The organism is Rhodobacter sp. 4.3.4, from assembly GCF_058724655.1.
Map to the genome: position 1 here is coordinate 2,223,321 of NZ_CM178967.1, position 26,031 is coordinate 2,249,351.

General features: G+C 66.8%; 22 protein-coding genes and 1 riboswitch. Of the genes, 9 read left to right on the forward strand and 13 right to left on the reverse strand.

What is annotated here, in order from left to right; genetic code table 11:
• Positions 1 to 186: 186 nt before the first annotated feature.
• On the forward strand, positions 187 to 1,005 hold the full coding sequence (locus tag AC4PTB_RS10785; RefSeq protein WP_492192628.1) for a MurR/RpiR family transcriptional regulator: 819 nt from the start codon (positions 187 to 189) through the stop codon (positions 1,003 to 1,005).
• Between the two features lie 136 nt (positions 1,006 to 1,141).
• Here the strand turns inward: AC4PTB_RS10785 and AC4PTB_RS10790 are convergent, their stop codons facing one another.
• From AC4PTB_RS10790 to AC4PTB_RS10805, 4 genes are all read right to left on the reverse strand, one after another.
• Positions 1,142 to 2,188: an ABC transporter ATP-binding protein gene (locus AC4PTB_RS10790; RefSeq protein ID WP_492189955.1), complete on the reverse strand. Its 1,047-nt coding sequence runs from the start codon at positions 2,186 to 2,188 to the stop codon at positions 1,142 to 1,144.
• The gene (locus AC4PTB_RS10795; protein ID WP_492189956.1) at positions 2,185 to 2,967 is read right to left on the reverse strand and encodes an ABC transporter permease; all 783 of its coding nucleotides are present in this window, start codon (positions 2,965 to 2,967) and stop codon (positions 2,185 to 2,187) included. Before AC4PTB_RS10795 ends, AC4PTB_RS10790 begins: the two co-directional genes overlap by 4 nt.
• A complete protein-coding gene (locus tag AC4PTB_RS10800) occupies positions 2,964 to 3,848 on the reverse strand; it encodes an ABC transporter permease (protein ID WP_492192629.1) in 885 nt (294 codons plus the stop codon). The genes AC4PTB_RS10795 and AC4PTB_RS10800 overlap by 4 nt, the downstream gene beginning before the upstream one ends.
• Before the next feature lie 79 nt (positions 3,849 to 3,927).
• Positions 3,928 to 5,025, reverse strand: coding sequence for an ABC transporter substrate-binding protein (locus AC4PTB_RS10805; protein ID WP_492189957.1), 1,098 nt, complete (start codon positions 5,023 to 5,025; stop codon positions 3,928 to 3,930).
• A gap of 300 nt (positions 5,026 to 5,325) precedes the next feature.
• Between AC4PTB_RS10805 and AC4PTB_RS10810 the strand changes: the two genes are divergently transcribed.
• Complete coding sequence (locus AC4PTB_RS10810) at positions 5,326 to 5,643, forward strand: antibiotic biosynthesis monooxygenase family protein (RefSeq protein WP_492189958.1); 318 nt, start codon at positions 5,326 to 5,328, stop codon at positions 5,641 to 5,643.
• A 264-nt stretch (positions 5,644 to 5,907) separates the two neighbouring features.
• Here AC4PTB_RS10810 and AC4PTB_RS10815 read toward each other — a convergent pair whose 3' ends face one another.
• On the reverse strand, positions 5,908 to 7,566 hold the full coding sequence (locus AC4PTB_RS10815) for an NAD+ synthase (RefSeq protein WP_492189959.1): 1,659 nt from the start codon (positions 7,564 to 7,566) through the stop codon (positions 5,908 to 5,910).
• A 147-nt stretch (positions 7,567 to 7,713) separates the two neighbouring features.
• On the opposite strand from AC4PTB_RS10815, the gene AC4PTB_RS10820 reads away from it, so the two are divergent.
• The 3 genes from AC4PTB_RS10820 to AC4PTB_RS10830 all read left to right on the forward strand — a co-directional run bounded on the left by AC4PTB_RS10820 (position 7,714) and on the right by AC4PTB_RS10830 (position 12,662).
• Positions 7,714 to 9,150 (forward strand): MORN repeat-containing protein, encoded by a 1,437-nt coding sequence (locus tag AC4PTB_RS10820; RefSeq protein ID WP_492189960.1) that lies wholly within the window; start codon positions 7,714 to 7,716, stop codon positions 9,148 to 9,150.
• Positions 9,151 to 9,361: 211 nt separating this feature from the next.
• Positions 9,362 to 10,813 (forward strand): sensor histidine kinase, encoded by a 1,452-nt coding sequence (locus tag AC4PTB_RS10825; RefSeq protein WP_492189961.1) that lies wholly within the window; start codon positions 9,362 to 9,364, stop codon positions 10,811 to 10,813.
• Between the two features lie 289 nt (positions 10,814 to 11,102).
• Complete coding sequence (locus AC4PTB_RS10830) at positions 11,103 to 12,662, forward strand: 2-isopropylmalate synthase (protein ID WP_492189962.1); 1,560 nt, start codon at positions 11,103 to 11,105, stop codon at positions 12,660 to 12,662.
• Positions 12,663 to 12,760: 98 nt separating this feature from the next.
• Here the strand turns inward: AC4PTB_RS10830 and AC4PTB_RS10835 are convergent, their stop codons facing one another.
• The 8 genes from AC4PTB_RS10835 to AC4PTB_RS10870 form a co-directional block, all read right to left on the reverse strand.
• Complete coding sequence (locus AC4PTB_RS10835; protein WP_492189963.1) at positions 12,761 to 13,867, reverse strand: protein-glutamate methylesterase/protein-glutamine glutaminase; 1,107 nt, start codon at positions 13,865 to 13,867, stop codon at positions 12,761 to 12,763.
• Positions 13,868 to 13,870: 3 nt separating this feature from the next.
• Positions 13,871 to 14,761 carry a CheR family methyltransferase gene (locus AC4PTB_RS10840; RefSeq protein WP_492189964.1) on the reverse strand — a complete coding sequence of 297 codons (891 nt, stop codon included), beginning with the start codon at positions 14,759 to 14,761 and terminating at the stop codon, positions 13,871 to 13,873.
• Positions 14,762 to 14,775: 14 nt separating this feature from the next.
• Positions 14,776 to 15,312 (reverse strand): chemotaxis protein CheW, encoded by a 537-nt coding sequence (locus AC4PTB_RS10845; RefSeq protein WP_492189965.1) that lies wholly within the window; start codon positions 15,310 to 15,312, stop codon positions 14,776 to 14,778.
• 107 nt (positions 15,313 to 15,419) lie between these two features.
• Positions 15,420 to 17,612, reverse strand: coding sequence for a HAMP domain-containing methyl-accepting chemotaxis protein (locus tag AC4PTB_RS10850; protein ID WP_492189966.1), 2,193 nt, complete (start codon positions 17,610 to 17,612; stop codon positions 15,420 to 15,422).
• A gap of 21 nt (positions 17,613 to 17,633) precedes the next feature.
• The gene (locus tag AC4PTB_RS10855; protein ID WP_492189967.1) at positions 17,634 to 18,116 is read right to left on the reverse strand and encodes a chemotaxis protein CheW; all 483 of its coding nucleotides are present in this window, start codon (positions 18,114 to 18,116) and stop codon (positions 17,634 to 17,636) included.
• A gap of 11 nt (positions 18,117 to 18,127) precedes the next feature.
• A complete protein-coding gene (locus tag AC4PTB_RS10860; protein ID WP_492189968.1) occupies positions 18,128 to 20,107 on the reverse strand; it encodes a chemotaxis protein CheA in 1,980 nt (659 codons plus the stop codon).
• 19 nt (positions 20,108 to 20,126) lie between these two features.
• Positions 20,127 to 20,492 (reverse strand): response regulator, encoded by a 366-nt coding sequence (locus AC4PTB_RS10865; RefSeq protein ID WP_492189969.1) that lies wholly within the window; start codon positions 20,490 to 20,492, stop codon positions 20,127 to 20,129.
• Positions 20,493 to 20,494: 2 nt separating this feature from the next.
• Positions 20,495 to 20,758, reverse strand: a complete 264-nt coding sequence (locus tag AC4PTB_RS10870) for a hypothetical protein (RefSeq protein ID WP_492189970.1) — start codon at positions 20,756 to 20,758, stop codon at positions 20,495 to 20,497.
• Between the two features lie 255 nt (positions 20,759 to 21,013).
• Here AC4PTB_RS10870 and AC4PTB_RS10875 point away from each other — a divergent pair, with 255 nt between their 5' ends.
• The 4 genes from AC4PTB_RS10875 to AC4PTB_RS10890 all read left to right on the forward strand — a co-directional run bounded on the left by AC4PTB_RS10875 (position 21,014) and on the right by AC4PTB_RS10890 (position 26,029).
• Entirely contained in the window at positions 21,014 to 22,624 is a 1,611-nt protein-coding gene (locus AC4PTB_RS10875; RefSeq protein ID WP_492189971.1) for a hypothetical protein, read from the forward strand.
• Between the two features lie 198 nt (positions 22,625 to 22,822).
• Positions 22,823 to 23,040: riboswitch (cobalamin riboswitch) on the forward strand.
• A gap of 218 nt (positions 23,041 to 23,258) precedes the next feature.
• Positions 23,259 to 24,032: an ABC transporter ATP-binding protein gene (locus AC4PTB_RS10880; RefSeq protein WP_492189972.1), complete on the forward strand. Its 774-nt coding sequence runs from the start codon at positions 23,259 to 23,261 to the stop codon at positions 24,030 to 24,032.
• Between the two features lie 21 nt (positions 24,033 to 24,053).
• Positions 24,054 to 24,980: an ABC transporter substrate-binding protein gene (locus tag AC4PTB_RS10885; RefSeq protein WP_492189973.1), complete on the forward strand. Its 927-nt coding sequence runs from the start codon at positions 24,054 to 24,056 to the stop codon at positions 24,978 to 24,980.
• 5 nt (positions 24,981 to 24,985) lie between these two features.
• Complete coding sequence (locus tag AC4PTB_RS10890) at positions 24,986 to 26,029, forward strand: FecCD family ABC transporter permease (protein WP_492192630.1); 1,044 nt, start codon at positions 24,986 to 24,988, stop codon at positions 26,027 to 26,029.
• The last annotated feature ends 2 nt before the right edge of the window (positions 26,030 to 26,031 follow it).

Below are 26,031 nucleotides of genomic sequence, written 5' to 3' on the forward strand. Positions count from 1 at the left end.
ACGGCGATTCTGCGACCGCCTGTCCTGCAGGCTTGACCGGACGCCAGAAGCTGTCAACATATTTTCAGAAGGTGCAATTCTGTCACGATTTGTTCGGCGGGCGCGGAAGGCTTTGCCGCAGGAGGGGTGCCCGTTTTGGCGGCAAGACGCTCGATCGAAGAAGAGCTGCGCGGCGCGATCGACACGATGACGCGCGCGGAACGGCAATTGGCGGGCCATGTGCTGCGGCATTATCCGGTGGCGCTGCTGGGCTCGGTCACGCAGCTGGCGCGGGCGGCGCAGGTCAGCTCGCCCACGGTGGTGCGGCTGGCGCAGAAAATGGGCTTTGGCGGCTATCCGGGGCTGCAGGGGGCGGTGCGCGACGAGCTGGAGGCACGGCTCGAAGGGCCGCTTGCCAAGCACGACCGCTGGTCGGCACAGGCGCCGAAGGCCCATGTGCTCAATCGTTTCGCCGATGCGGTGCTGGGCAATCTGCAGGCGACGCTGGCGCAGATCGACCAGCAGGATTTCGACGCCACGGCGGCTCTGATGGCCGATCCCGCGCGCAAGGTCTTTGCCACGGGGGGCCGGATCACGCTCGCCATGGCGGAATATTTCGTCACCCATATGAAGGTGATCCGCCCAGAGGTGGAGCTGCTGCTGCCGGTCTCGAACGCCTGGCCCCCGGCGCTGCTGGAGATGCGCAAGGGCGATGTGCTGCTTGCCTTCGACATCCGCCGCTATGAGAACAACGTGCTGCAACTGGTTGAAATGGCAGCCGAACAAGGGGCCGAGGTGGTGCTGATCACCGACCCCTGGATCAGCCCCGCGGCGGCGCATGCGCGTTATCGGTTCTCGGTTCAGGTCGAGGTGCCCTCGGCTTGGGACAGCACGGTGGCGATCCAGCTTCTGGTCGAGACGCTGATGGCGGCGGTGCAGGATCTGACCTGGCAAAGCACCGCAGAGCGGATGGCGCGGCTGGAAGCACTTTACGAACGCGCGCGGTTCTTCCGGGGACGAAAGTAAGGGGGGGCGCTGCCCCCCTCTTGGCCTCGCGGCCAATTCACCCCCCGGGATATTTCGGGCAAGATGAAAGCAGGACCCGGCTGCCCTTTCATCTTGCCCCAAATATCCCGGGGGTGCGGGGGCAGCGCCCCCGCCCTCAGGCGCCGATCACCAGCAGATCAGCCGCATTGAGGCCGAGCGTGACCTCGGTCCCCACCTGCGGCGGCGCGGCGTGGCTGTTGTTGAAGGTGTCGAAGGCGATCGGCTGGCCCGCCAGATCGGCGCGCAGCCGGATCACCGAGCCGAGGAAATCCACCTCGCGGATCGTCGCGGTCAGCTGCGTATCGTGGTTGCCCTGCCCCAGCGTCACAGCCTCGGGGCGCAGGCCCAGCGTCACCGCGCCGGGGGGCAGCGGCCGCGCCAGGTCGATCTCGGTCGCGCCCAGCCGCACCCGGCCGGTCGCGGCGTCCAGCACCTGAACGTCAAGCGTGTTCAGCGTGCCGACGAAGCCCGCGACAAAGCGGGTGGCGGGGCGGTTGTAGATGTCAAAGGGCGTGCCGACCTGATCGGCGATCCCTTCATGCATCACCACGACCCGGTCCGACATCGAGAGCGCCTCTTCCTGGTCATGCGTCACGAAGATCGTGGTGATGCCCAATTCGCGCTGGATCGCCCGGATCTCGTTGCGAAGCGAAACCCGCACCTTGGCATCAAGCGCCGACAGCGGCTCATCGAGCAGCAGCACCGAGGGTTTCGGCGCCAGCGCGCGGGCCAGCGCCACGCGCTGCTGCTGGCCGCCCGAAAGCTGGAACGGATAGCGGTTGCCCAGCTCGGGCAGACCGATCAGCGCCAGCATCTCCTCGACCCGTTTGGCGATCTGCACCTTCGGCGTGCCCTTGACCTTGAGCCCGAAGCCGACATTCTGCGCCACGGTCAGGTTCGGAAACAGCGCATAGGCCTGAAACACCATGCCGATATTGCGCTGGTTCGGCTTCAGATCCGTCACCTCCTTGCCCGCAATGGTGATCGTGCCGGTCGTCGGCGTCTCGAACCCCGCCACCATCCGCAGCACCGTGGTTTTCCCGCAGCCCGAGGGGCCCAGAAGCGAGATGAATTCGCCCTTTTCGACGCTCAGGTTGAAGTCCTTCACCACGCGCAGCGTGCCGAAGCTTTTCTCCAGATGGGTCAGCGCAAGATAGCTCATCGCGGGGCCTTGTCGTGTTTGGTGAACCGGGTGACGAGCTGGATCAGCCCCATGCAGGCCCAGGTGATGATGAAGGCGATGGTGGCAAGCGCGAAAGGCTCATAGGCGCGGTTGGCCCCCATCAGTTGCAGATAGGGCCCGAAGGCCGGGCGATCGAGCAGCGCCGCAAGGGTGAATTCGCCCATGACGATGGCAAAGGTGACGAAGGCGCCCGAAAGTACTGACACGAGCACATTGGGCAGGATCACCCGCGCCAGGATCGTGCCCCATCCCGCCCCCAGCGACTGCGCCGCCTCGGTCAGCGTCGCGACATCAATGGTGCGCAGCCCGGTATCGACGGCGCGATACATATAGGGCAGGCTCAGCGTCGCATAGCCGAACAAAAGCAGCAGGTTGGTGCCCGATGTGGTGCCGGTCAGCGGCAGCCAGCTTGAGGTGTTGTAAAGCCGGATATAGCCGAAAACGATGACGATGGCCGGAATGACCAGCGGCAGCAGGGTGACGAATTCGATCACCGGGCGCCATTCGGGCAACTTGAGCCGCACCCAGAACGCCGTCGGCACCACCAGAAGCACGCCAAAGACGATGGTCAGCACCGCCATCAGAACGGAATAAGAAAAGGTCTCGCGAAAGCGCGGATCGGCAAAGACGACGCGGTAGGCCTCAAGACTGTATTCGCCGCGTTTCATCGACAGCGAGAATTCGACCAGCCCCACCAGCGGCAGGATGAAATAGGCCATGCCCAGCAGCAGGATGGCCCAGGCGGCGGCGGTCCTCATTTCAGCCACCTTTCCGACCGCATCCTGAGCCAGATGTAGAGGATATTGGCCAAAGCGGTGATCAGGATCATGCCAAAGGCCATCGCATAGCCCAGATGCGGATTACCGAGCACATCACCGCGGATCTGCGCAAAGAGCATGATCGGCACGATGTTCAGGCTTGATCCGGTCAGCGCGATGGCGGTGGCAACGGCGCCGAAGGCATTGGCGAACAAAAGCGCGAAGGTGCCCAGCAGCGACGGAAACAGGATCGGCAGCGCCACCGAGGTCCAGTATTGCACCGCGCTTGCGCCAAGCGATTGCGCCGCCTCGCGCCATTCGCGTTTCAGACCGTCGAGCGCGGGGGTGATGATCAGGATCATCAGCGGGATCTGGAAGAAGATATAGGTGATCGTCAGGCCCCAGAACGACAGGATGTTGAAGCCGTAAGCGCGCAGGTTGATGCCGAATTCGGTGCGCAGCCAGACGGTGACAAGCCCGAGCGGCCCGAGCGTCGCCAGAAAGGCGAAGGCGAGCGGCACGCCCGCGAAGTTCGAGGCGACGCCGGAAAAGGTGAGCAAAGGCGCGCGGATCACCCGCGGCAACCCGCCCAGCACCATCGCGGCGGCCATCAGAAAGCCGATCAGCGCCCCAAGCGCCGCCGAGGCCACGGAAATCTTGATCGAAATCCAGTAGCTTGACAGGATCGAGGGGGTGAAAAGCCCGATCAGGTTTTCAAGGGTGAAACTGCCATCGGCACGCTGAAAGGCGCCGATCACGATCTTCATCGTCGGCGCGATCAGGAACAGTCCGACGAACAGCGCGAAAGGAACGAGGCCCAGCCAGGCAAGGCGCAGCCGTCGGCGGGACGGCGCAGCCGGGGGGGCGGCGGAAGGGGAAATGTCGGTCACGGCGGCCCTTGGTCGGGAGCGGGGGAACCGCCCCCGGAAACCCCGGAGGCGGCACGGTCTTTCGAGCCGATTACTGGACGTTGGCGCCCACGACCTTGTCCCAGCCCTCGGTGACAACGGCCTTGTTGGCATCCTGTTCCGCAAGGGTCGGGAAATAGGCGGCCTGATAGGCTTCCGCCGGGGGCAGCTTGGCCATCGCCTCGGCATCAAGCTTGCCCGCCGCCGCCATCGCGTTGAACCGCGCCGGGTGGCAATAGCCCTTCAGCCAGAGGTTCTGGCCTTCATCCGAATAGAGATATTCCATCCAGAGTTTCGCAGCATTCGGATGCGGCGCATAGGCCGAGATCGCCTGCACATAGACGCCCGCCAGAACGCCGGTCTTCGGCACCACCACCTCGACCGGCGGGTTGCCCTTGAGCGTGTCGCGCGCCGACAGCGCGTTGTAGTCCCACATCACGACGATCGGGGTCGCGCCTTGCGCCAGCGTGCCCGCCTTGCCGATCACCGGCACGAAATTGCCCGCGTCGTTCATCGCCTTGAAATACTCAAGCCCCTTGGCCCCGGCTTCGGCCCCGGCCTTGCCGCCATTGGCCATGCCCGCGGCCAGAACCGACAGAATCGCCTGGTTCGAGGCGCGCGGATCGCCCGCCAGCGCCACCTGGCCCGCGTAATCCGATTTCAGCAGATCGGCCCAGTCGGCGGGCGGGGTCGGCACCAGATCCTTGTTCACCATGAAGGACATGACGCCATAGTAATCGCCATACCAGTAGCCGTCGGCATCCTTGATCTCGGCGGGGATCTCGTCCCAGGTCGAGACCTTGTAGGGCTGGATCAGCCCCTCTTCCTTGGCCTGCGGGCCAAACGACAGGCCCACGTCGATCACGTCGGGCGCCTGCGGGCCGGTGTTGCCCTTGTTGGCGCGAATGGCCTCCAGCTCGTCGGCCGAGCCCGCGTCCGGGTTCAGCTCGTTCACCTTGATGTCGGGATACTTGGCCTTGAAGCCCTCGATCACCGCCCCGTAACCGCACCAGTCATGCGGCAGCGCAATGGTCGTCAGCTGGCCTTCGGCCTTGGCGGCGGCTTCCAGCGCGGCCAGGTCTGCGGCCTGCGCAAGCGCCGTCGTGGCCAGCAAAGCGGCCGCACCGGCAAGGACGTGCATCGGTTTCATCTGTCTCTCTCCCCGTTATCGGAAGGTTGGGCCCACTTTGGGCACCAGCCAGCACCTAGGCGCGTTCTGTGACAGTCTGTTGACAGCAAGCCCCCCGGCGGTCGGTCGTGGCCGACAGACGAAGGTTTGCCCGAAAACCAGCCGCTTGCAACAATTCTGTTGTCAGGCCGTCACATTCAGCCACAACGCGAGTCTGCCGCTGCGGCAGTTCGCGCGAAGGTGGGGGATGTGCGGGGGGGGGGTAGCTTTTTCGGGCAACTGCGTCATTCTGATCTTGAGAAAACCGAACGGGAGGATGGAATGGCCGAGATCAGCAAGGATTTCACCGGGCAGACGGTGATCTGCACCTTCGAGATGACGCCTGCGACGGCGATGGAACTGATGGAGGCGCTCAAGGCCGCCTATGCCGAGTGCATCAGCAAATCGGCGGGTTTCCTGGGCGCGGGGCTGCACATGAACGACGCCCACACCCGCATCGCCACCTATTCGAAATGGGAACACCGCGGCGATTATCAGGCGATGCTGCGCAGCCCTGAGATGATCACCCGCAACCGCCACATCGCCACTTTGTGCCGCAGCTTCGAGCCGGTGATGTATGAGGTCGCGGCGGATTTCTAGGTCCGCTCCGGCCCGATTTAGGGGGCGTTACCCCTGTGGGCGCAGGATCGGTGCCTGCGCCGCATGGACCGGGTCCCGCTTCCGGGGCAGGCCCGGTTCTTCACGCTCCGCCTTTTGCGGGCCGGAAGTCCTGCGCTTGTCGATCACATCGCAGACCTGCGGGCCGCGATCGTCGCCGAGGGCGGGGCGGGCGCTGGCCGGGACGCTTTGGCGCCCCGGCGGTCCTTGGACTGCTGTGGCGCGTGACCTCGGCCATGGCCTCGGTCAGACGTTGTCCCGCCAGCGATTCACCATCGGATAGCGCCGATCGAGCCAGAACGCCCGCGTCGTCAGCCGCGGCCCGGGCGCGGACTGGAAGCGCTTCCATTCGGAAATGTAAAGCAAATGCTCGATCCGCTTCACCGTGGCGCGGTCAAACCCCGCCGCGACGATCTGATCGACCGACTGATCGCCCTCCACCAGCCGCTCCAGAATCGCATCCAGCACCTCATAGGGCGGCAGGCTGTCCTGATCCTTCTGGTTCTCGCGCAGCTCCGCGCTTGGCGGCTTGTCGATGATCGCGACCGGGATCACCTCGCCCGCGGGCGCCTGCATCCAGGGCCGATGCGTCGCATTGCGCCACCGACAGGTCTCGAAGACACGGGTTTTATACAGGTCTTTCAGCGGGTTATAGCCCCCCGCCATGTCGCCGTAGATGGTACAGTAGCCCACCGCCACCTCGGATTTGTTGCCGGTGGTCAGAAGCATCGCGCCGAATTTGTTCGAAATCGCCATCAGGATCACGCCGCGCAGCCGCGACTGGATGTTCTCCTCGGTCACATCGGGCGCGGTGCCCGCCAACACATGGGCCAAAGCGCCCTCGACCGCCGCGCGCGGTGCCTCGATCTCGACCGTATCAAGCCGCGCCCCGATCCGCCGCGCCAGATCGGCGGCATCGTCAAGCGAGCCCTGCGAGGTGTAGCGCGAAGGCAGCATCACGCACTGCACATTCCCGGCCCCGAGCGCATCGGCGGCAATGACCGCCACCAGCGCGGAATCAATCCCGCCCGAAAGCCCCAGAACCACCTTGGAAAACCCGGATTTGCGCAGATAATCCTGCAGGCCCAGCACCATGGCGCGGTAATCCTGCTCGATGTCGCCGGGCGGCGGCACGATCTCGCCCGGCACCGCCCGCCAGCCCGCCGCCCCGCGTTCCAGATCGACATGCACCAGCGCTTCCTCGAAGGCGGGCAGCTGCACCGCCACCGATCCATCGGGGTTCAGCACGAAACTGGCGCCGTCAAACAGCTGATCATCCTGCCCGCCGACCATGTTCAGATACAAAAGCGGCAGCCCGGTTTCCGCCACCCGCGCCCCGGCCACCTGCCGGCGCAGATCCAGCTTGCCGCGCCGATAGGGCGAGCCATTGGGCACCATCAGCACCTCGGCCCCCGCCGCCGCCAAGGCCCCCGCCACATCCGAATGCCAGGCATCCTCGCAGACCGGCACGCCAAGCGCCAAGGGGCCAAGCCGCAAGGGGTCGCTGACCGGGCCGGAATCGAAAAGCCGCATCTCGTCAAACACATCGTCATGCGGCAGATGATGCTTGAGCGCGCGGGCGATCACCCGGCCCTCCTTCAGCACCCACCAAGCGTTGTAACGGCCGGTTTCATCGACATAAGGCCCGCCGATGCCCAGCGCCGGACCGTCGCTCACCTGCGCCGCCAAAGCCTGCATCGCCGCCAGCGCATCGCGCAGGAAGGCCGGTTTCAGCACCAGATCCTGGGTCTGATAGCCGGTCAGGAACATCTCGGGCAGCGCCACCAGATCGGCCCCCGCGGCGCGGCCCGCCTGCCAGGCGGCCAGCGCCTTCTCGGCATTGGCGGCCAGCGCCCCCACCGTCGGGTTCAGTTGCGCAAGGGTGATGCGGAAACGATCGGTCATGCTGGATCCTGTCTGTTGCCCCTGATGTAACGCCAAGGGCGGGCGGGGAAAAGCACCCGGGCGCGAAATCCGCGGCCGCCGGGCGCTTGTCACGCTTTTGGCACGCCATTAGGTTTGCGCCGATCGGCCAACAGTCAGGGGAAAAGCATGGGGCAAGCGGGCAAGCGGGGGCTGATGCTGGCGGCGGCATTGGTTTTCGCCGCGACGACGGCAGCGGCCGAGGAAGTGCTGACCAAGCAATACGACGACGGCGGCATCTACGAAGGCACGTTCAAGGACGGCAAGCAGGACGGCCATGGCAAATACCGCCTGCCCTCGGGCTATGAATATGAAGGCGCGTGGCGGGCGGGCGAAATCGTCGGTCAGGGCCGCGCCCGCTTTCCCGACGGCTCGATCTACGAGGGCAGCTTTGCCCGCGGCAAGCCCGAGGGCCGCGGCAAGATCACCTATCCCGATGGCGGCAGCTACGAGGGCGACTGGGTCGCGGGCGAGATCACCGGCACCGGCGTCGCGCTTTATGCCAACGGCACCCGCTACGAGGGCCGGTTCGCCAAGGCGCTGCATGACGGCGCGGGCGTGCTGACCGGCCCCGACGGCTACCGCTACGAGGGCGACTGGGTGCAGGGCGTAAAACAGGGCCGCGGCAAGATCACCTATCCCGACGGCGCCCGCTACGAGGGCGAGATGGCGGGCGGCCTGCGCGCGGGGCGCGGCAAGCTGATCCTGAAGACCGGCGTCACCTATGAGGGCGACTGGAAGGCCGGGCTGATGGAGGGTCAGGGCGTGCTGATCCAGCCCAATGGCGACCGCTACGAGGGCGCGATGGTGGCGGGCAAGCGGCAGGGCAAGGGCCGGGTGATCTATGCCAATGGCGATCTTTACGAGGGCGATTTTCTGGCCGACAAGCCGCAAGGCCAAGGCCATTTCCGCGGCGCCGACGGCTATGACTACACCGGCGGCTGGGTCGAGGGCCGGATCGAAGGCCGGGGCCGGGCACGTTTCCCCGACGGCTCGGTCTACGAGGGCGATTTCCGCAATGACATGCCCGAGGGCCAGGGCAGGATCACCTATCCCGACGGCGCCAGCTACGAAGGCGGCTGGGTCGCGGGCAACATCGCCGGGCGGGGTGTCGCCCGCTATGCGAACGGCCTTGTTTATGAAGGCGAATTCCTGGAGGCCCGGCAGCATGGCAAGGGCCGGATGACCTATCCCGACGGCTATGTCTATGACGGCGACTGGGCCGACGGCACAAGGCAGGGACGCGGCCGGGCCACCCATCCCGACGGCACGATCTACGAGGGCGGCTTCGAGGCCGGGCAGCGCTCGGGCCAGGGCAAGCTGATCACGCCCGACGGCTTCACCTATGACGGCATGTGGCGCGACGGCGAAATCGACGGTCCGGGCAAGGCCATCTACGCCAATGGCGATGTCTACGAGGGCAATTTCGTGCAGGGCCGCCGTCAGGGCAAGGGGGTGATGCGCTACGCCTCGGGCAAGGTCGCGGGCGGCACCTGGGCCGACGACCGTCTGGCCGAACCGGCCCGGCCGCTGCCCCCGCCGCCGCAACCGCAACCGCAACCCTAACCCCGGCCCGCGCCGCTGCCGCCCGGCAGCCCAGCACAATTTCGCCGTGATTTTTCGCATCCATACTGCCGTTATTGGCATCCGGGCGGGGAATGCGGTAAGATGGTAAGAAATGTGTAGGGGAAACCGGGGTATTGCTGAGGCAGGCGGGATTCGGCCTGCGTGGGCGGTCCGCGCGGAACAGCCCGCATCACGCGGGCAGGTGGGTGTGTTGGCAAGTCAGCAGTCCGACATTGATGGCGTCGACGGCCGCAAGGAAATCGACCGCCTGTTCGATCTGGAATACGGCCGCCCGCTGGATACGGCCCTCCGTATCGGTGTCATCCTTTGCGTGGGTGTGCTGCTGTATTTCTACCTCGGAACCACGATGCCGCTGTGGTGGATCGCCGCCCAGCTGATCGGCCATGCCGCGCATTTCCTGTTCCTGCGCAGCCGTGGCGAGACCTGCTCGCGCGGCGAGGTGCTGATCGCGGGGGGGCTGTTCTGGTATCTGGTCGCCGCCTTCATCTGGCTGCCCGCCGAGTTGATCACCGCGCCCGACCCCGCCTTGCGGATCGGCGGCGCAGCCGGGATCGGGGCGATGCTCGTCTTTCTGATCTACCGCTCGGACCGGGTGCTGACGATCATGCTGGGCGAGATCGCGGTGATCGGCGCCGCCATCGCCTGGGTGATCTTCCGCACCATCCAGCAGATCGATCATCCCGGGGCGATCCTTGGCACGGCCTTGGCGGCGGTGGGGCTGCATATCTATTTCTCGCTGACGCTGCTGGCGCATCGCCGCATGAGGATCGAGGCCGAACGGGCCGCGCTGCGCTCGGTCCAGGCGCAGAAGATGGAGGCGATCGGCCAGCTTGCGGGCGGGGTTGCGCATGATTTCAACAACATCCTGACCGCGGTGATCGGCAATCTCGATCTTTACGACGCCATGGACACCGAGGCCGAGCGGCTCAATGCGGTGACCGAGGCGAAGACGGCGGCCCTGCGCGCGGCAGAGCTGGTCAAGCAGCTTCTGGCCTATGCCCGGCGCACGCAGATGCGGATTGCGCGGCGCGATGTCGGCGCGCTGCTCGAACAGCTGCAGCTGCTGACGCGGCGGCTGCTGCCCTCTTCGATCACCCAGGATTTCGAAGCGCCGCCGGCGCCGCTCTGGGTGGCGCTGGATGAAAACCAGTTCATCACCGCGCTGGTCAATCTGGTCGTCAATGCCCGCGATGCGATGCCGGGCGGCGGCACGCTGACGGTCTCGGCGCGGCCGGTGCATCTGTTCACCGACGACGTGCAGCCCGATGGCACGGTCCTGCCCGCGGGCGATTACGCCGAGGTGACGGTGGCCGATACCGGCACCGGCATCCCGCCCGAGATCCTCCGCCGCGTCACCGAACCTTTCTTCACCACCAAGGCCGTGGGTCAGGGCTCTGGGCTGGGGCTGAGCATGGTCGACGGATTCGCCCGGCAATCGGGCGGGCTTCTGACCATCGACAGCTCGCCCGAGGGCACGGCGATGCATCTTCTGCTGCCGATCGCCCCCGCCGAGGAAATCCGGCCCGACACCGCCCCCGACACGACCAATGACATGCCGCCCCCCGGGGCGCCGCAGGCGCAAGGCCGGGCGCAACCGGGCGGCCGCGGCACCGCGCCGGGGCTGCGGATCTCGCAGGCCTGAGCCGCGCCGCGATTTTTCGCGCCGCGCATTTTCGGGCTTTTCATTTTCCCGCCGCCCCGCCATAGTCCCGCCATGGCACGGAACTCGATCAGTTTCATCGGCAAGCGCGGGGCTTTCGCCCCCCTTCTGTCCGTGCGCGGCCTCCTTCTTCTGAGCCTGCTCTGAGCGTGCCCCCGGGCGCGACCGCTCAGATGTATCAGCGCCCACCCCCCGAACCCCAGGCGAGACGCTGGCATTCGGGAGACCGCAAGGCTAAGACACCGACATTGAACATTCTCAGGCTCAGACCATGACCGACAAATCCCGCGTTCTGATTTTTGACACCACGCTGCGCGATGGCGAACAATCGCCCGGCGCCACCATGACGCATGACGAAAAGCTCGAAATCGCCATGTTGCTCGACGAAATGGGCGTCGACATCATCGAAGCCGGTTTCCCGATCGCCTCGGAAGGCGATTTCGAAGCCGTCTCGGCGATTGCCAAAGCCTCGAAAAACTCCGTCATCGCCGGGCTGTCGCGCGCCAATTACAAGGACATCGACCGCTGCTGGGAGGCGGTGAAACACGCCGCCCGGCCGCGCATCCACACCTTCATCGGCACCTCGCCGCTGCACCGCGGCATCACCAACCTCGGCACCGAGGAGATGCTGGAACGTATCCAGGACACCGTGAGCCATGCGCGCAACCTGTGCGAAGACGTGCAATGGTCGGCGATGGACGCGATCCGCACCGAGCGCGACTATCTGTGCCGCGTCGTCGAATGCGCGATCAAGGCGGGGGCCACCACGATCAACATTCCCGACACCGTGGGCTACACCCTGCCCTCGGAATCCTCGGACATCATCGCGATGCTGCTGGAAAAGGTGCCGGGCGCCGACGAGGTGATCTTCGCCACCCATTGCCACAACGACCTTGGCATGGCGACGGCGAACGCCTTGGCCGCGGTTTCGGCGGGGGCGCGGCAGATCGAATGCACGATCAACGGTCTGGGCGAGCGCGCGGGCAACACCGCGCTGGAAGAAGTCGTGATGGCGATCAAGGTCCGCAAGGATCTGATGCCCTTCACCACCGGCATCGACACGACGAAGATCATGCATCTGAGCCGCCGCGTCGCGCAGGTCTCGGGCTTCCCGGTGCAGTTCAACAAGGCCGTCGTCGGCAAGAACGCCTTCCTGCATGAATCGGGCATCCATCAGGACGGCGTGCTGAAAAACGTCGAAACCTTCGAGATCATGAAGCCCGCCGATATCGGCCTGACCGAGACCAATATCGCGATGGGCAAGCACTCGGGCCGCGCCGCGCTGCGCACCAAGATGCGCGATCTGGGGTTTGACCTCGCCGACAACCAGTTGAACGATGTCTTCGTGCGCTTCAAGGCCTTGGCCGACCGCAAGAAGGAAGTCTATGACGACGACCTGATCGCGCTTTTGACCGACAGCACCGCGAACACCGATCAGGACTTCCTGCAGGTGAAATGGCTGCGGGTGATCTGCGGCAGCGACGGGCAGGAAGCGGAACTGAAGATGCTTGTCGATGGCGTTGAAAAGACGGCGACATGCGCGGGCGACGGCCCGGTGGACGCCTGTTTCAAGGCGGTGCAGGCGATCTATCCGACCAAGGCCGAGCTGAAGATCTATCAGGTCCATGCCGTGACCGAGGGGACGGATGCGCAGGCCACCGTCTCGGTGCGTCTGGCCGAGGATGGCCGCATCGTCACCGGCTCGGCCGCCGATACCGACACGATCCTCGCCTCGGTCAAAGCCTATGTCGGCGCGCTGAACCGTCTGCGCGTGCGCAGCCAGAAGACCGCGCCGGATGCCGATGTGAAATCGATCAGCTACAGGCTGTAATCCGTCCAACCACGAAAGCCCCCGGACCTTGCGGCCCGGGGGCTTTTTCTTTTCAAGACAGAACGTTGCGCCGGACCTTCGGGCGCAAGGACGGCGGATCAGCGCGCCGCGCGCAGGATCGCCGCTGGCAATTGGCCAAGCGGCATTTCCTGACCCACGGCGCCGCGGGCCATTGCCTCCTTCGGCATGCCGTAGACGATGCAGCTTTCCTCGTCCTGGCCAAGCGTGGTGGCGCCGGTGTCGCGCATCTCGCGCAGGCCGCGCGCGCCATCGTCGCCCATGCCGGTCATGATCACGCCCACCGCATTACGCCCGGCAAAGCGCGCCACCGAGCGGAACAGCACATCCACCGAAGGCCGGTGCCGCGACACCAGCGGCCCCTCGCGGATCTCGACATGATATTGCGCGCCGCTGCGGGCGAGAAGCGTGTGCTTGTTGCCCGGCGCGATCAGCGCATGGCCGCGCAACAGCCGGTCGCCCGGTTTCGCCTCGCTCACCGTGATCGCGCAAAGCCCGTCCAGACGCTTGGCGAAAGCCCCCGTGAACAGCTCCGGCATATGCTGCACAATCACGATCGGCGGGCAATCGGGCGGCATCGCCTGCAGCAATTCGCGCAAGGCCTCGGTGCCGCCGGTCGAAGCGCCGATCGCCACGATCTTTTCGGTGGTGCGCAGCATCGCCCCGCTTTCGCGCGGCGGCGCCAGCATCGCATCGGCGCTGAGCTTGGGCTGCACCGGCCGTTCGCGCATCGGCTGCACCTTGGCAGAGGCGGCCTGCACAAGCACGTCGCGAATCCGCTGCGCACTTTCGGAAATATACTGCTTCACGCCGATCTCGGGCTTGGCGATCACATCGACCGCCCCCGCCGACATCGCGGCAAGATAGGTCTCGGACCGATCGGAGACGAGCGACGAACAGATCACCACCGGCAGCGGATGCTGCGCCATCAGCTTGCGCAGGAAGGTCAACCCGTCCATCCGCGGCATCTCGACATCAAGGATGATGACATCGGGCACCATGGATTTCAGCCGCTCGGCCGCGGCAAAGGGATCGGCGGCGGTCGCCATCACCTCGAGCCGCGGGTCGGAGCCGATGATGTCGGCCAGCGCCTGACGCACCAGCGCGCTGTCATCGACGATGAAGACCCGGACCGGGCGGCCATCGGGCGGCAGGCGGGTGGATTTCGGATCGGGCATCGCGGTCATTGCCTAGTCCTTTCGAAAGATCGCGGTCCCCGCGGGGGTCAGACCCTCGGGCAGGCTGCGCAGGTTGTCGGAATGGCCCAGAAGCAGATAGCCCCCCGGCCGCAGGCATTGCATGACATTGCGGATCGCCCGGATCCGGTCCTCGGCGTTGAAATAGATCAGCACGTTGCGCAGGAAGATCACATCGGCAAGCGGCACCTGGCCCTCGAGCTTGCCAAGCAGGTTGGCGGCGCTGAAATGGGCGCGGTTGCGCAGCGCCGGGGCGATCCGGTAGACGCGCTGCTTGGGCGAGATCCGCGCCCCCGGTTTCGAGCGCAGCAGATAGTCCGAGCGCAGGTCGAAGGACAGCCCCGACAGCTCCGAGGAGGAATAGATGCCCAGCCGCGCCTTGCGCAGGATCGCGGCGGAAATGTCGGTGCCGACCAGCCCCCAGCGCAGCCCGCCCGGCACCTTGTGGCTGTAGCGATCCAGCACGATGCCCGCCGACCAGAGCTCAAGCCCCGAGGAGCAGGCGGCGCTCCAGACCACAAGCGGATGCGCCCGCCCGGCGCCGGTCTCGATCAGCTTCGGCAGACCGACCGAGTCAAGCCAGTCGTAATGCGCCTTTTCCCGGAAGAAACTGGTGGTATGGGTTGCCAGACTTTCGACCAGCCGCTGGATTTCGGCAGGCCCCTCGGGGCTTTGCAGATGCATCAGATACTGATCGTAATCCTCGAGCCCCAGCGCCACCACCCGCCGGTCCAGCCGATAGGAGATGAATTGCGTGTTCGACGGGTCGATCCGGATCCCGGCTTCCGCCTTCAGGATCGTCACAAGTTTCTGCGCCGCCGCCGTGCTCATCGGCACCGTCGGTTGCGTCAGCAGGTCGGCATAGGCCTGAGAAGAGCCGCGCAAGGCCATCATCTCCGTCAATCGAAGTCGAACGGCCCGGGCAAGGCTGCCGAGCCCGATTGACCCAGCGCCGCGCGCAGGTCGATCATGTAGACAAGCTCCCCCTCGACCCGGGTCAGCCCGAACATCGCCCCGGAATTCCAGCCGCCCGGCACCGAGGGCACCGGATCGACCGCGGCCTCGTCGACCTCGACCACGGTGCGCACCCGGTCGACGACGATGGCGATCGCCGCCGCACGGTCGGTCTGCAGGTCAAGAACGATGATCCGGCCGTTGCGGTCATCGACCTGCCGCGCCAGGCCCAGCGACTGCGCGATGTCCATCACCGCGATCCCTTCGCCGCGCAGGTCGATCATGCCCAGCAGCGCCGCCGTGGCATTGGGCAGCGGCGCAATCACCTGATGGTCGAGGATCTCGCGCACATCCGCCACATCGGCCGCCAGAATCTGGTTGCCGATATCGAAGGTCACATAAGCCCGTCGCGTTTCGGTTGCTTCGGTATCGACCGGGTGGCCGAACTGCGACGGTTCCTGGAGAAGCGGGGCGGCAGTCATCCGGAGATCCCTTTCGTTTCCTGTTGGCGCCCCGGTGGCGGACCCTCCGGGGCAGAGCTGCCCGGCCCTCGGCGGGCCGGACAGGGTGTCGGGCCGCGCCCGCGGTGTCAGATCTTCTCGAAATCCGAGTCGTCCACGTCGTCTTCCGACAGATCCAGCGCGAAGCCGCCGTTGCGGGTGCCCGCCGCCACGCGCGTCTTGCGACGGCTGGCCGGGGCCGCGGCCGGGGCCTCCTGCCGCGCGGTGCGGGTCCAGGCCGCATCCTTGGCACGTTCGGCCCGGTCGGCGCGGCCGGGTTCGCCCTGCACCTTGAAGAAGCCGATCACGTCATGCAGCTGCTCGGACTGGCTGGCCAGTTCCTCGGAGACCGAGGCGGCTTCGGTCGAGGCCGAGGCGTTGCGCTGGATCACCGTGTCGAGCTGGCGGATCGCCAGGTTGATCTGATCGGCGCCGGTGTTCTGCTCGCGCATCGCGGCCGAGATCTCCTGCACCAGATCGGCGGTGCGCTGGATCGCCGGGACCAGCTCGCCCAGCATGTCGCCGGCATTGCGGCTGACCTCGACCGAGCGGATCGACAGCTCGTTGATCTCGCGCGCCGCCTGCTGGCTGCGTTCGGCCAGCTTGCGCACCTCCGAGGCCACCACCGCGAAGCCGCGCCCATGCTGGCCCGCCCGCGCCGCTTCCACCGCCGCGTTCAGCGCCAGAAGGTCGGTCTGCCGGGCGATTTCCTGGATGATGGTGATCTTGTCGGCGATGGTCTTCATCGCACCGACCGCCTCGTCCACCGCCTTGCCGGTGTCGATCGCACGTGTCGAGGCCTGGGTGGCGATCTTCTCGGTCTGCGCGGCATTGTCGGCCGACTGACGGATGTTCGCCGTCATCTCTTCCATCGCCGAGCTGGCCTGTTCCGCCGCCGCCGCCTGCTCGGTGGCGCCCGAGGACAGATCCTCGGCGGTCGCGCTCATCGCATGGGCCCCGGCCGAGACGCTTTGCGACGACACATGCATGTCGATCACGATCTCCTGCAGCTTGCCGACCATGGTTTCGAGCGCGATGCCAAGCGAGTCCGCCTCCGAACGGCGCTTGATCGACACCGTCAGATCGCCGCGCGAGATCGACTCGGCCACATTGGCCATGCCGTCCAGCGCCACGGTCATCTCGCCCAGCGCCTGCATCAGCTCGCCGATCTCGTCCTTCGAGGTGACGCGGGTATCGACCTTCAGATCCCCTTCCGCGACCTTGCGGGCGACGCTCACGGCGCGGTTCATGCCCCGGGTGATGCCGATCAGGATCAGCGTCGCCGCCAGCAGCGAGCCCAGGATCGCAATGCCCGAAATCGTCAGGATCAGCGTCTTGCTGTTGGCATAGCTGGCGTTCAGCTGCTCTTGCGATTTGGTCATCGCCGCGCCGGCGACTTGCGAAATCTTGTCAAGCATGCTGTAGAGCTGCGCGATTTGCTCTTTCATCTCGCCCTGCATGAGCACGGCGGCCTTGCCTTCGGAATTGGCGAAGGTCAGCTGTTCAAGATCATCGTTGATCGAGAGGAAATCCGTCACGATCCCCTCGATCGCATTCACTTCGGCCGGGAAGCGGGTGCCCATTGCCGTGTCGAGCGCGTCCACCGCCTCGGTCAGGGCGGCGCGCAGCTTCTTGACCTCCTCCAGCCGCGCGGCGGTGCCCGCGTCGCTGCTGTCCATGATCGCAAGCGCATTCATCGTCGCGATTTCCATGGTCGCGCGTTCGACCTGCATCACCTGCATCTTCGCCACATCGGCGGGAACCGGCAGCACCGGGGCCTGCGCCACGGCCTTTTGCAGCCCATCGATCGCGATATCCATTTTCTTCAGCTGGTCGTAGGACGTGCCCGAGAAGAGCGCCTCGGCCTTCGCCACCGTCGCCTGGCGCGACAGCCTCAGCAGCTCGGTGCGGGTCTCGGCCACCAGTTTCACTTGCGCGTCAAGCGCGGTCAGCTCCGCCCCGAGAACCCCGGTGTCAAGCGCGCGCATCTCGTCGACAATCTTCGTCCGCTCGACCCGGTCGGCGGCGACACCATCTTCCAGCGCCTGCATGTCCGCCTCGGTGTCGGTGGAGATATGCTGCAGCGTCTTGATGTCGGAATTGGCGTAACTGTTCTTCAGCATCACAGAAAGCGTCTGCATGCGCGCCTGCACATTGGCCATCCGGTTCGCATCGGCATTGGCCGATTGCAACGAGGACAGGCCGATCCAGGAAATGGTGGCCAGAAGCGCCAGAACCACCCCGAAGGTGGCCATCAGCTTGGCCTTGATCGTCAGCTTCATGGTTGTCTCACTTTGTTCGGTTCAAGCCGCCTGTTCGGGACGGAAGAGGTTTTCGGGATCGAGAAGGAGGATGAGATCGTCGCCACGCCGAAGCGCGCCGGTGACATAGTTTGAAGGCCAGGGAGAGCCGTTTTCCGGCAGCGACTCGATCGCGGCGGGATCGATGTCGATCACCTCCTGCACCTCGTCGGCCAGCATCGCGAGCCGGAAGGAATCGGCGCCAAGGGTGATATCAAGCACCACCACCCTGCCCTCGTTCGCGGCATGAACCGGCATCCGCAGCCGTTGCCGGATATCGACCAGCGGCACGACGGCGCCGCGCACGTTGATCAGCCAGGGCGCGAAGGCCGAGGCGCGGGGAACCCGGGTGCGCGGGATCGGGTCGATGACCTCATGCACATGGCTGACCGGGATTGCCAAGGCCTCGCCGCAGACGCGGATGATCAGGGCGATGGAATTGCTGTCCTCCTCGGCAAGGACGGCGGGGACGGAAGACTCTGTCATCGGGCGCCTCCTCAGGCCGCAAGGCTGATGCCGGTGCCGCCCAGACGGCGCAGCAGCATCGCCACATCCAGGATCAGCGCCACCGTGCCATCGGCCAGGATCGTCGCCCCGGCGAAATCGTCGAGATCGGCGTGATAGGCGCTCATCGGTTTGATCACCGTCTGGTGCTGGCCAAGGATGTCATCGACCACCAGCCCCATCCGTTCGCCCTCGGCGCGCACGATCACCACGCGGCGGCGGCCGTCGTTCTCGACCGTGCCCTCAAGCGCATCGGCCAGATCGACGAAGGGCACCAGATGTTCGCGAATCCGCAGCATCCGCCGCCCGCTGTTGCGCGTCAGTTCGGTGACGTCGAATTCGACGCATTCCTCGACCGCGATCAGCGGCAGCACGAAGACATCGGGACCAAGCCGCACCAGCAGCCCGTCGATGATCGCCAGGCTGAGCGGCAGGCGCAGCGTCAGCCGCGTGCCCTCGCCCTTGCGCGAGGTCACCTCGACCGTGCCGCGCAGCCCGGTGATCGCCGAAAGCACGGCATCCATGCCGACCCCGCGCCCCGAGACCGACGAGACCTTGTCGGCGGTGGAAAAGCCCGGCGCGAAGATCATCTGCGCCAGCGCCGCCTCGGTCGGGCGGGCATCGGCGGTCAGCAGGCCCCGGTCGATCGCCTTGCGCCGGATCTTGTCATGGTCCAGTCCGCGGCCGTCATCCTCGATCACGATGACGATCTCGCCCGCATCCTGCGAGGCGGCCAGCCGCACCCGGCCCTGCGCCGGTTTGCCTGCCGCCACCCGCTCGGCCGCCGATTCGATGCCGTGATCGGCCGAGTTGCGGATCATGTGCACCAGCGGTTCGCTGAGCCGGTCGAGCACGTTCTTGTCGATTTCGGTCTCGCCGCCATCGGTGACAAGGACGACATCCTTGCCCAGTTCGGTCGACAGATCGCGGACAACGCGGCGGAATTTGCCGAAAACCGTCTCGATCGGCAGCATCCGCACCGACAGCGTGGTGTCGCGCAGCCCGGTGACCAGCCGATGCACCTCCTCGACCAGACCTTCCAGCGTCGCATCGCCCAGCCGCGCCGCGGTCTGGTTCAGCCGGGCCTGGGCGATCACCAGCTCGCCCAGCTGATCAAGGATCGAATCAAGCTTGGCCGAGGGCACGCGCACCGTATCCTGCCCCGCCATCATCTGGGTCCGCGGCGCGGACCGGGGCGCGGTTGCGGCCGGGGCCGGGGCCGCAGGCGCCGGGGCCGCGGCGGCGGGCGTCTCGGCCGAAGGTGCCTGCTCCGGCGCGGCCGGGGCGGGGGTCTCGTCCTGATCCAGCGCCACGATGCGCGGATCGGCGTCATCGGCAAAGACGAAAACCGTTTCGATCGCCGCACGCGGCTGCGCCGTGGTCAGCTCGACCACCCAGCCCAGATGCGATTGCGTCGGGTCCAGGCTTTCCAGCGCCGGCAGGTCCGAGACATCGCAGCGGACCCGGCAGGCGCCAAGATCGCGCAGTTCCGCCAGCAGCAGATCGGGGCGCATGCCGCAGCGCAGCGCGCCTTTCGACGGGCGGAACGACACTTCCCAGCGGGCAAGGCGCACCACCGCGGGCGGCGCCCCGGCCACGGCGCCTTCCAGCGCCGCCAGAATCCGCCGCGCCTGATCCGAGCCGACCAGCTCCGCCGTCGCGACCTCGTCGCCCCCGGCATCAAGCAGCGCAATCACGTGATCGCGGCCTTCCAGCGCCGCATCGAGCAGCGGTTTCGAAATGCCGATCTTGCCCTCGCGCACGCGGTCGAAGGCATCTTCGAAATGGTGCACGAAGGCCGACAGGGCCGGAAAGCCGAACATCGACCCCCCGCCCTTGAGCGTGTGCAGCGCCCGAAACACCGAATCGATCGCCTCGGGCGAGGCCTCGGTCTCGAGATCGAGCAGCATCTGCTCGAGCTGCGTCAGCAGATCCCGGGCTTCATGAATGTAACTCTGGGCGGCGGGGTTCATCGGATGTCCCTTCTGTCCGTCAACCGGCCAGCTTGCGCGCGACGGCAACCAGCATGGCGGCATCGAAAGGCTTGTTCAGCCAGCCTGTGGCGCCAAGCGCCTTGCCCTCGGCCTTGGCCTCGGGTTTCGTCTCGGTCGTCAGCATCAGGATCGGCACGCCCGAGCCCTTCGGCTCCTGCCGCGCCTTGCGGATGAACTCGAAGCCGTTCATCACCGGCATGTTGAGATCGACCACGACCAGCGACACCGGCTCGCTTTTCAGCTTCGCCAGCCCCTCGAGCCCGTTTTCCGCCTCCACCACGCGGTAGCCCACCCCGGACAGGGTGAAGTTCACCATGTCGCGGATTGCCTTGCTGTCATCGATCGTCAGTACGGTTTTCGCCATCCTCAGCCCTCCCATCCCAGTTGTTCGAGCGCATCGCGGCTGGCGGCATCGACACTGACAGGGCGCCCGGCGGCGGCGGCGGCAGCCATGGCGGCCAGCGCCAGCTGCATCGCCACCGCGCCCAGACGCTCTTCCCCCTCGAACTGCACCTGCACCGCCCCCTCGCCTGCGGCGAGAAGACCCAGAAGGCGCTGGCGGCAGTCTTCAGCATCGGCCACGGCCAGATCGGCCGGGATCGCCAAAGTCAGCATTGTGTCGTCGGTCACATCAGCCTCTCTTTGCGTCGACAAGTCTCGGTTGCAAGCGTTACGCGCGATGTCTTGCGGTATCGTTAATCGCCAAGGGCAGAGAGCGCGGCAAAGAGGCGGGGCCGCGAGGCGAACGGTGCGGAAAATTCTTCACATCTCGTGACGGGCCTAGAGGCTTTCTTAACCCTCCGCGCCGACAGTGGCTGCCGTCGCGGCGCCTCGCCGCCGGTCAGGGTCAGGCAGGGTCAGGCAGGAATGGACAGGCAAACTTCCGTGCACGCGGTACGTCGCGACATGATCGCGTCGCTTGATGCGCTGTCTTCGCTGCTCGTTGATGTGCGCGGGCATCTGCTGACGGTGAACGACCGCACCGGCGCGCTGATCAGCGCGCAGCAGGAGCCGGTCCCCGGCGTCATCCATATTCCCGAGCTGGCGGGCGATCTGGCGCGGGCGATGCGGCACTGGTCGGCCAGCATGGCGAATGGCACCAGCCGCACACTGCTGCGCGAAACCCGCATGCTGCTGAACGGGCTGACGCGGATTCGCATCTTCTTTCAATTCCTTGCCACGATCACCTCGATCCAGATCTCGCGCAGCCGCTCGGGCCAGCTCAGCGCCTTCGTCGGCGCCCTGCGGGGGGTTTCGGCGCAGATCGAAACCGAACTTGCGCAGGCGCAGGGCGGGCTTGACGCCTTTGACCAGTCCTTCGAGGCCATCCTTGCCGTCGCGCGCGAGGGCGCCGATCATCTTGATCCCGCGGCCCGCCGCCTGACCGAGATCCTGGCGCCGATCGTCGCCGGACAGGCGCAGATGACGACGCGGCGGAACCGGGTCACGGCGCAGGCGCAAGAGCTGTCGGGCCGGATCGAACAGGTGGTCGCCCGTCTGGTCAGCACGTTCCAGTTCTCGGATTCGGCGGCGCAGCGGCTTGAACATGTCGAGACGATCCTGGCGCGCGCCGCCGCCCGCCCGCCCGGGCCGGAACGCGCGGCCTTCGAGCGGCTGGCCGCGGCGCAGCTGCAGGGGCTGGAGCGGGATACCGGCGACGTGCTGGCGCTGCTCGAAGACAGTTTCCACACCATCGAAGGGCTTGGCGGCGGTTTCGTGGCCGAGCTTGCCGCGCAAAGGGCCGAGGTGGAGCCGCTTCTGGCGGCGCAGGACCGCGCCTTTGGCCAGCTGAACGAGGCCCTGGCCGCGGTGATGCCGATGCTGCAGGGGATCATCGCCCGCTCGGCCGGGTTCGAGGGACAGATCGACCTGCTGCACCAGCGGCTCGACAATCTGGCGGGCATCGGCCAGACGATCGGGCTGGCCGGGGTGAACTCGCATCTGGAAGCGGCCCGGGCCGAGGTTGGGCAGAAGGAACTGACCTATATCGCGATGTCGGTGAAGGAGACGGCGCAACAGGCGCTCAAGACCTTTGCCGATACCGGGCGCACGCTGGATCAGCTGCGCAAGAGCTTCGACACCGGGGAATTTTCCGCGCTGCAGGACGGGATGAACCGGCTTGAGGCCGATCTGGGGCAGATCGCCGCCGGGCTGGAGCAGGCCCGGACCCGTCAGGGGCTGCTGTCGCGGCTGGAAGACGAGACGCGGACGGAAACCGCGGCGCTGGCGCGGCTGGCGATCTCGGGACGGCAGATGACCGCGGCGCTGGTGCAGACGATCCTGCGCATCGAGGCTCTGGGCGCGCTGCTGCGCGAGGGGCTTGGGGCGACGCCGGATCTGTCCTGTCTGGACGAGATTTCACCGATCTACACGATGGACCGCGAACGCGAAATCCACGCCGAGGTGATCGGGCTGCCGATGGCGGCGGCCGGTTTCGGCGCGGCCGAGCTGGCCTCTGCCGCGGCGCAGGACACATTGGATTCGATCCTGTTCTGAGGATTGCCGTCCATCGCGCCCCTTGCCGCGGGGCTTGCCCGGCGCTTTGGCTCCAGCGCAGCCCCCCTGTTGCGCGGCCCCCCGCTGCACGGTCGATGCGCGCCGCAGATCAGCGGCCGCTGGCCGTTCCCTTCCCGCATCGGCGCCAACCCCCTGATTTGACGCCTGAAGATGCGCCTTGACGGCGCGGGCATCCGCGGGCAGTCTGGCCGCGATGGTTCCCGGCCAAGCCACGCGCGGCCGGGTGAAAAGGGAATACGGTGAGGTGTAGGCATCAGCCGCCAAACCCGTAACTGCCCCCGCAACTGTAAGCGGCGAGCGCCCCCCGGCAACCACTGGCCCCGAACGCGGGGCCGGGAAGGTGGGGGAAGCCAGGACCCGCAAGTCAGGAGACCTGCCATCAGCGTCATCAACCACCGGGCGGGGTGTCCCGGAAGGAGCATGCGATGGATCTGCGCAAGCGGCGGCCTCTGGCCGGGCCGCAGCCTTTTCGGGCCCCTGCCGGGCGGTCCCTGCTGCCGCGTCCCGGGGCGGGGCCGGACTTTGCCCGCAAACCGGGCCCCCTGCCCGCGCCGCCCCGCCCGGTCGCCCCCGCCCGCCGCAGGAAGTCCCCCCGCTGCGAAAGGAAAACGCCGTGACCGTGGTCGAGCTTTCCGGGGTGTTCTGGGGGCCGAAAGGGCAGCCGGACATCCTGTCGGACATCTCCTTTGCCGTGCCCGAGGGGCAGATCCTGGCGATCTGCGGCGCGAACGGGGCGGGCAAATCCTCGCTTTTGCGGCTGCTCTACCGCCACCATGCGCCCCGGCGCGGCACGGTGCGGCTGCTGGGCCGCGATCTGTGGCTGATGAGCGCGCCCGAAGCCGCCCGCGCGCTAGCCGCGGTGCTGCAGGAACAGCCGGGGGAATTCGGCCTGACGGTCCGGCAGATCGTCGCGCTGGGGCGGTTGCCGCATCGCCGCGGCTGGGGCGCGGGGCTGGCCACGCCCGACGGCGCCGATGCCGCCCTTGTCGATGCGGCGCTGCACCGGCTCGACCTTGCGCCGCTCGCCCAGCGCAGCTTCGGCACGCTCTCGGGCGGCGAGCGGCAGCGGGTGATGATCGCGCGCGCGCTGGCGCAGCAGCCGCGGGTGATCGTGCTCGACGAGCCGACGAACCATCTCGACATTCGCCATCAGCTTGACCTGCTGGCGCTGCTGCGGGGCCTTGGGCTGACGGTGATCACCACGTTGCACGACCTGACCCTGGCCGCCGGCTTTGCCGACCGGGTGCTGGTGCTGCACGAGGGCCGGATTCTGGCCGATGGCCCGCCCGGAAGCGCGCTGACCGAGACGGTGCTGGCCCGGGCCTTCCGGGTGCAGGCGCAGATCGACCGCAGCGGCGCCACCCCCCGGTTTTGCTTCCATCTCTGACCCTCCCGAAAGGACCCCCCGATGATCGCCCGTTCCCTTGCGCTTTTGTGCCTGACCGCCTCGGCCGCGCTGGCCGATCCGGTCAGCGTGCAAAGCTGCAACCGCACCGTCAGCTTCGATGCCCCGCCTGCCCGCGCGATCTCGAACGATGTCAACCTGACCGAGATGATGCTGGTTCTGGGCCTGCGCGACCGGATGGTGGGCTATACCGGGATTTCGGGCTGGAAGACGCTTGACCCCGAGATGCGGGCGGGCGTGGCGGAACTGCCCGAGCTTTCGGCGAAATATCCGACGAAAGAGGTTCTGGCCGCGGCCGAGCCGGATTTCTTCTTCGCGGGCTGGAACTACGGCATGAAGGTCGGCGGCGAGGTGACGCCCGAGACGCTGGCGCCTCTGGGCATCAAGACCTACGAGCTGACCGAAAGCTGCATCCATCTGGGGCCGCGGCCGCGCGCCAGCATGGAGGACATGTACACCGACATCCTGAACCTGGGCCGGATCTTCGGCGTCAGCGAGCGGGCCGAGGCGCTGGTGGCGGGCTGGAAGGCCGATCTGGCGCGGCTGACGGCGGGGGTCGATCACAGCACCCCGCCGCGGGTCTTTGTCTATGACAGCGGCGAAAAGGCCCCCTTCACCGCGGGCGCCCATGCCATGCCCAGCGCGCTGATCGAGGCCGCGGGCGGGCGCAACATCATGGACGATCTGGAAAAAAGCTGGGCCGAGATCGGCTGGGAAACGGTGGTGGAGCGCAACCCCGAGGTGATCGTGATCGTCAATTACGGCGATGTGACGGCCGCGCAGAAGATCGCCTTCCTGAAGGACAACCCGGCTTTTGCCGGGATCGCGGCGGTGCGCGATGACCGTTTCGTGGTGCTGGACTATGTCGAGGCGACGCCCGGGCCGCGCAATATCCGCGCCGTCGAAAAGCTGGTGGCGGGCTTTCGGTGAGGGATATCAAGACGCCCCGCCGCGGTCCTGCGGCGGGTGTGACGGCGCGGCTTGCCCTTGCGGCGGGGCTTGTCGCGGTGCTGATCGCGGTGATCGGCCTTGGCGTCAGCCTGGGCGCGGTGCGCATCCCGCTGACCACGGTCTGGGGGGTGGCGCTGGACCATCTGGCGCCGGGCTTGGTCACCCCGGACTGGAGCCCGGGGCGGGAAAGCATCATCTGGGAGATCCGCTTTCCGCGGGTGCTGCTGGCGGCGCTGGTGGGGGCGGGGCTGGGCCTTGTCGGCGCGGCGCTGCAGGCGGTGACGCGCAATCCGCTGGCCGATCCGCATCTGATGGGGATTTCCTCGGGCGCGGCCTTCGGGGCGATTGCGGCGCTGTTGCACACCGGGCTGTTTCTGGGGCTGCTGACGGTGCCGCTTCTGGCCTTTCTGGGCGCGCTGGCGGCGACGGCTCTGGTGCTCGGCGTCGCGCATCTGGCCGGCGCCAGCAGCGCCGAGCGGCTGGTTCTGGCGGGCGTCGCGGTCGGCTTTGTCGTGATGGCCGGGGCCAATATCCTGATTTTCCTGGGCGATCCGAAAGCCGCGCATACGGTGGTGTTCTGGATGCTGGGCGGGCTGGGGCTGGCGCAATGGTCGCATCTCCTTTGGCCCCTGGCCGTGCTTTTGCCCTGCGGGCTTTGGCTTTGGCTGCAATCGGGGCGGCTTGACGCGGTGGGGCTTGGCGATGAAACCGCCGCCAGCCTTGGTCTCGAGGTCGGCCGCTTCCGGCTGACGGTCTTTGCCGTCGCCGCGCTGATCACCGGGGTGATGGTGGCCTTTTCGGGGATGATCGGCTTTGTCGGCCTGATGATGCCGCATCTGGTGCGGATGGTGCTGGGCAGCGCCAATGCCCGCGTCCTGCCCGCTTCGGCCTGGGCGGGGGCGGTGTTCCTGATCCTGGCCGATCTTTGCGCCCGCATCGTCATGGCGCCCGAGGATCTCTCGATCGGCATCGTCACCGGCCTGACCGGGGGGCTGTTCTTCCTGTGGATGATGACCCGCCGCGCCTGAGC

Bases quoted from the DNA above. Each gene is read 5' to 3' on its own strand.
- AC4PTB_RS10810 (WP_492189958.1), top strand. From the start codon at position 5,326: ATGGCCGAGATCAGCAAGGATTTCACCGGGCAGACGGTGATCTGCACC.
- AC4PTB_RS10835 (WP_492189963.1), bottom strand. From the start codon at position 13,867: ATGACCGCGATGCCCGATCCGAAATCCACCCGCCTGCCGCCCGATGGC.
- AC4PTB_RS10855 (WP_492189967.1), bottom strand. From the start codon at position 18,116: ATGACAGAGTCTTCCGTCCCCGCCGTCCTTGCCGAGGAGGACAGCAAT.
- AC4PTB_RS10850 (WP_492189966.1), bottom strand. From the start codon at position 17,612: ATGAAGCTGACGATCAAGGCCAAGCTGATGGCCACCTTCGGGGTGGTT.
- AC4PTB_RS10795 (WP_492189956.1), bottom strand. From the start codon at position 2,967: ATGAGGACCGCCGCCGCCTGGGCCATCCTGCTGCTGGGCATGGCCTAT.
- AC4PTB_RS10860 (WP_492189968.1), bottom strand. From the start codon at position 20,107: ATGAACCCCGCCGCCCAGAGTTACATTCATGAAGCCCGGGATCTGCTG.
- AC4PTB_RS10885 (WP_492189973.1), top strand. From the start codon at position 24,054: ATGATCGCCCGTTCCCTTGCGCTTTTGTGCCTGACCGCCTCGGCCGCG.
- AC4PTB_RS10815 (WP_492189959.1), bottom strand. From the start codon at position 7,566: ATGACCGATCGTTTCCGCATCACCCTTGCGCAACTGAACCCGACGGTG.
- AC4PTB_RS10805 (WP_492189957.1), bottom strand. From the start codon at position 5,025: ATGAAACCGATGCACGTCCTTGCCGGTGCGGCCGCTTTGCTGGCCACG.
- AC4PTB_RS10845 (WP_492189965.1), bottom strand. From the start codon at position 15,312: ATGACTGCCGCCCCGCTTCTCCAGGAACCGTCGCAGTTCGGCCACCCG.
- AC4PTB_RS10865 (WP_492189969.1), bottom strand. From the start codon at position 20,492: ATGGCGAAAACCGTACTGACGATCGATGACAGCAAGGCAATCCGCGAC.
- AC4PTB_RS10830 (WP_492189962.1), top strand. From the start codon at position 11,103: ATGACCGACAAATCCCGCGTTCTGATTTTTGACACCACGCTGCGCGAT.
- AC4PTB_RS10790 (WP_492189955.1), bottom strand. From the start codon at position 2,188: ATGAGCTATCTTGCGCTGACCCATCTGGAGAAAAGCTTCGGCACGCTG.
- AC4PTB_RS10820 (WP_492189960.1), top strand. From the start codon at position 7,714: ATGGGGCAAGCGGGCAAGCGGGGGCTGATGCTGGCGGCGGCATTGGTT.
- AC4PTB_RS10785 (WP_492192628.1), top strand. From the start codon at position 187: ATGACGCGCGCGGAACGGCAATTGGCGGGCCATGTGCTGCGGCATTAT.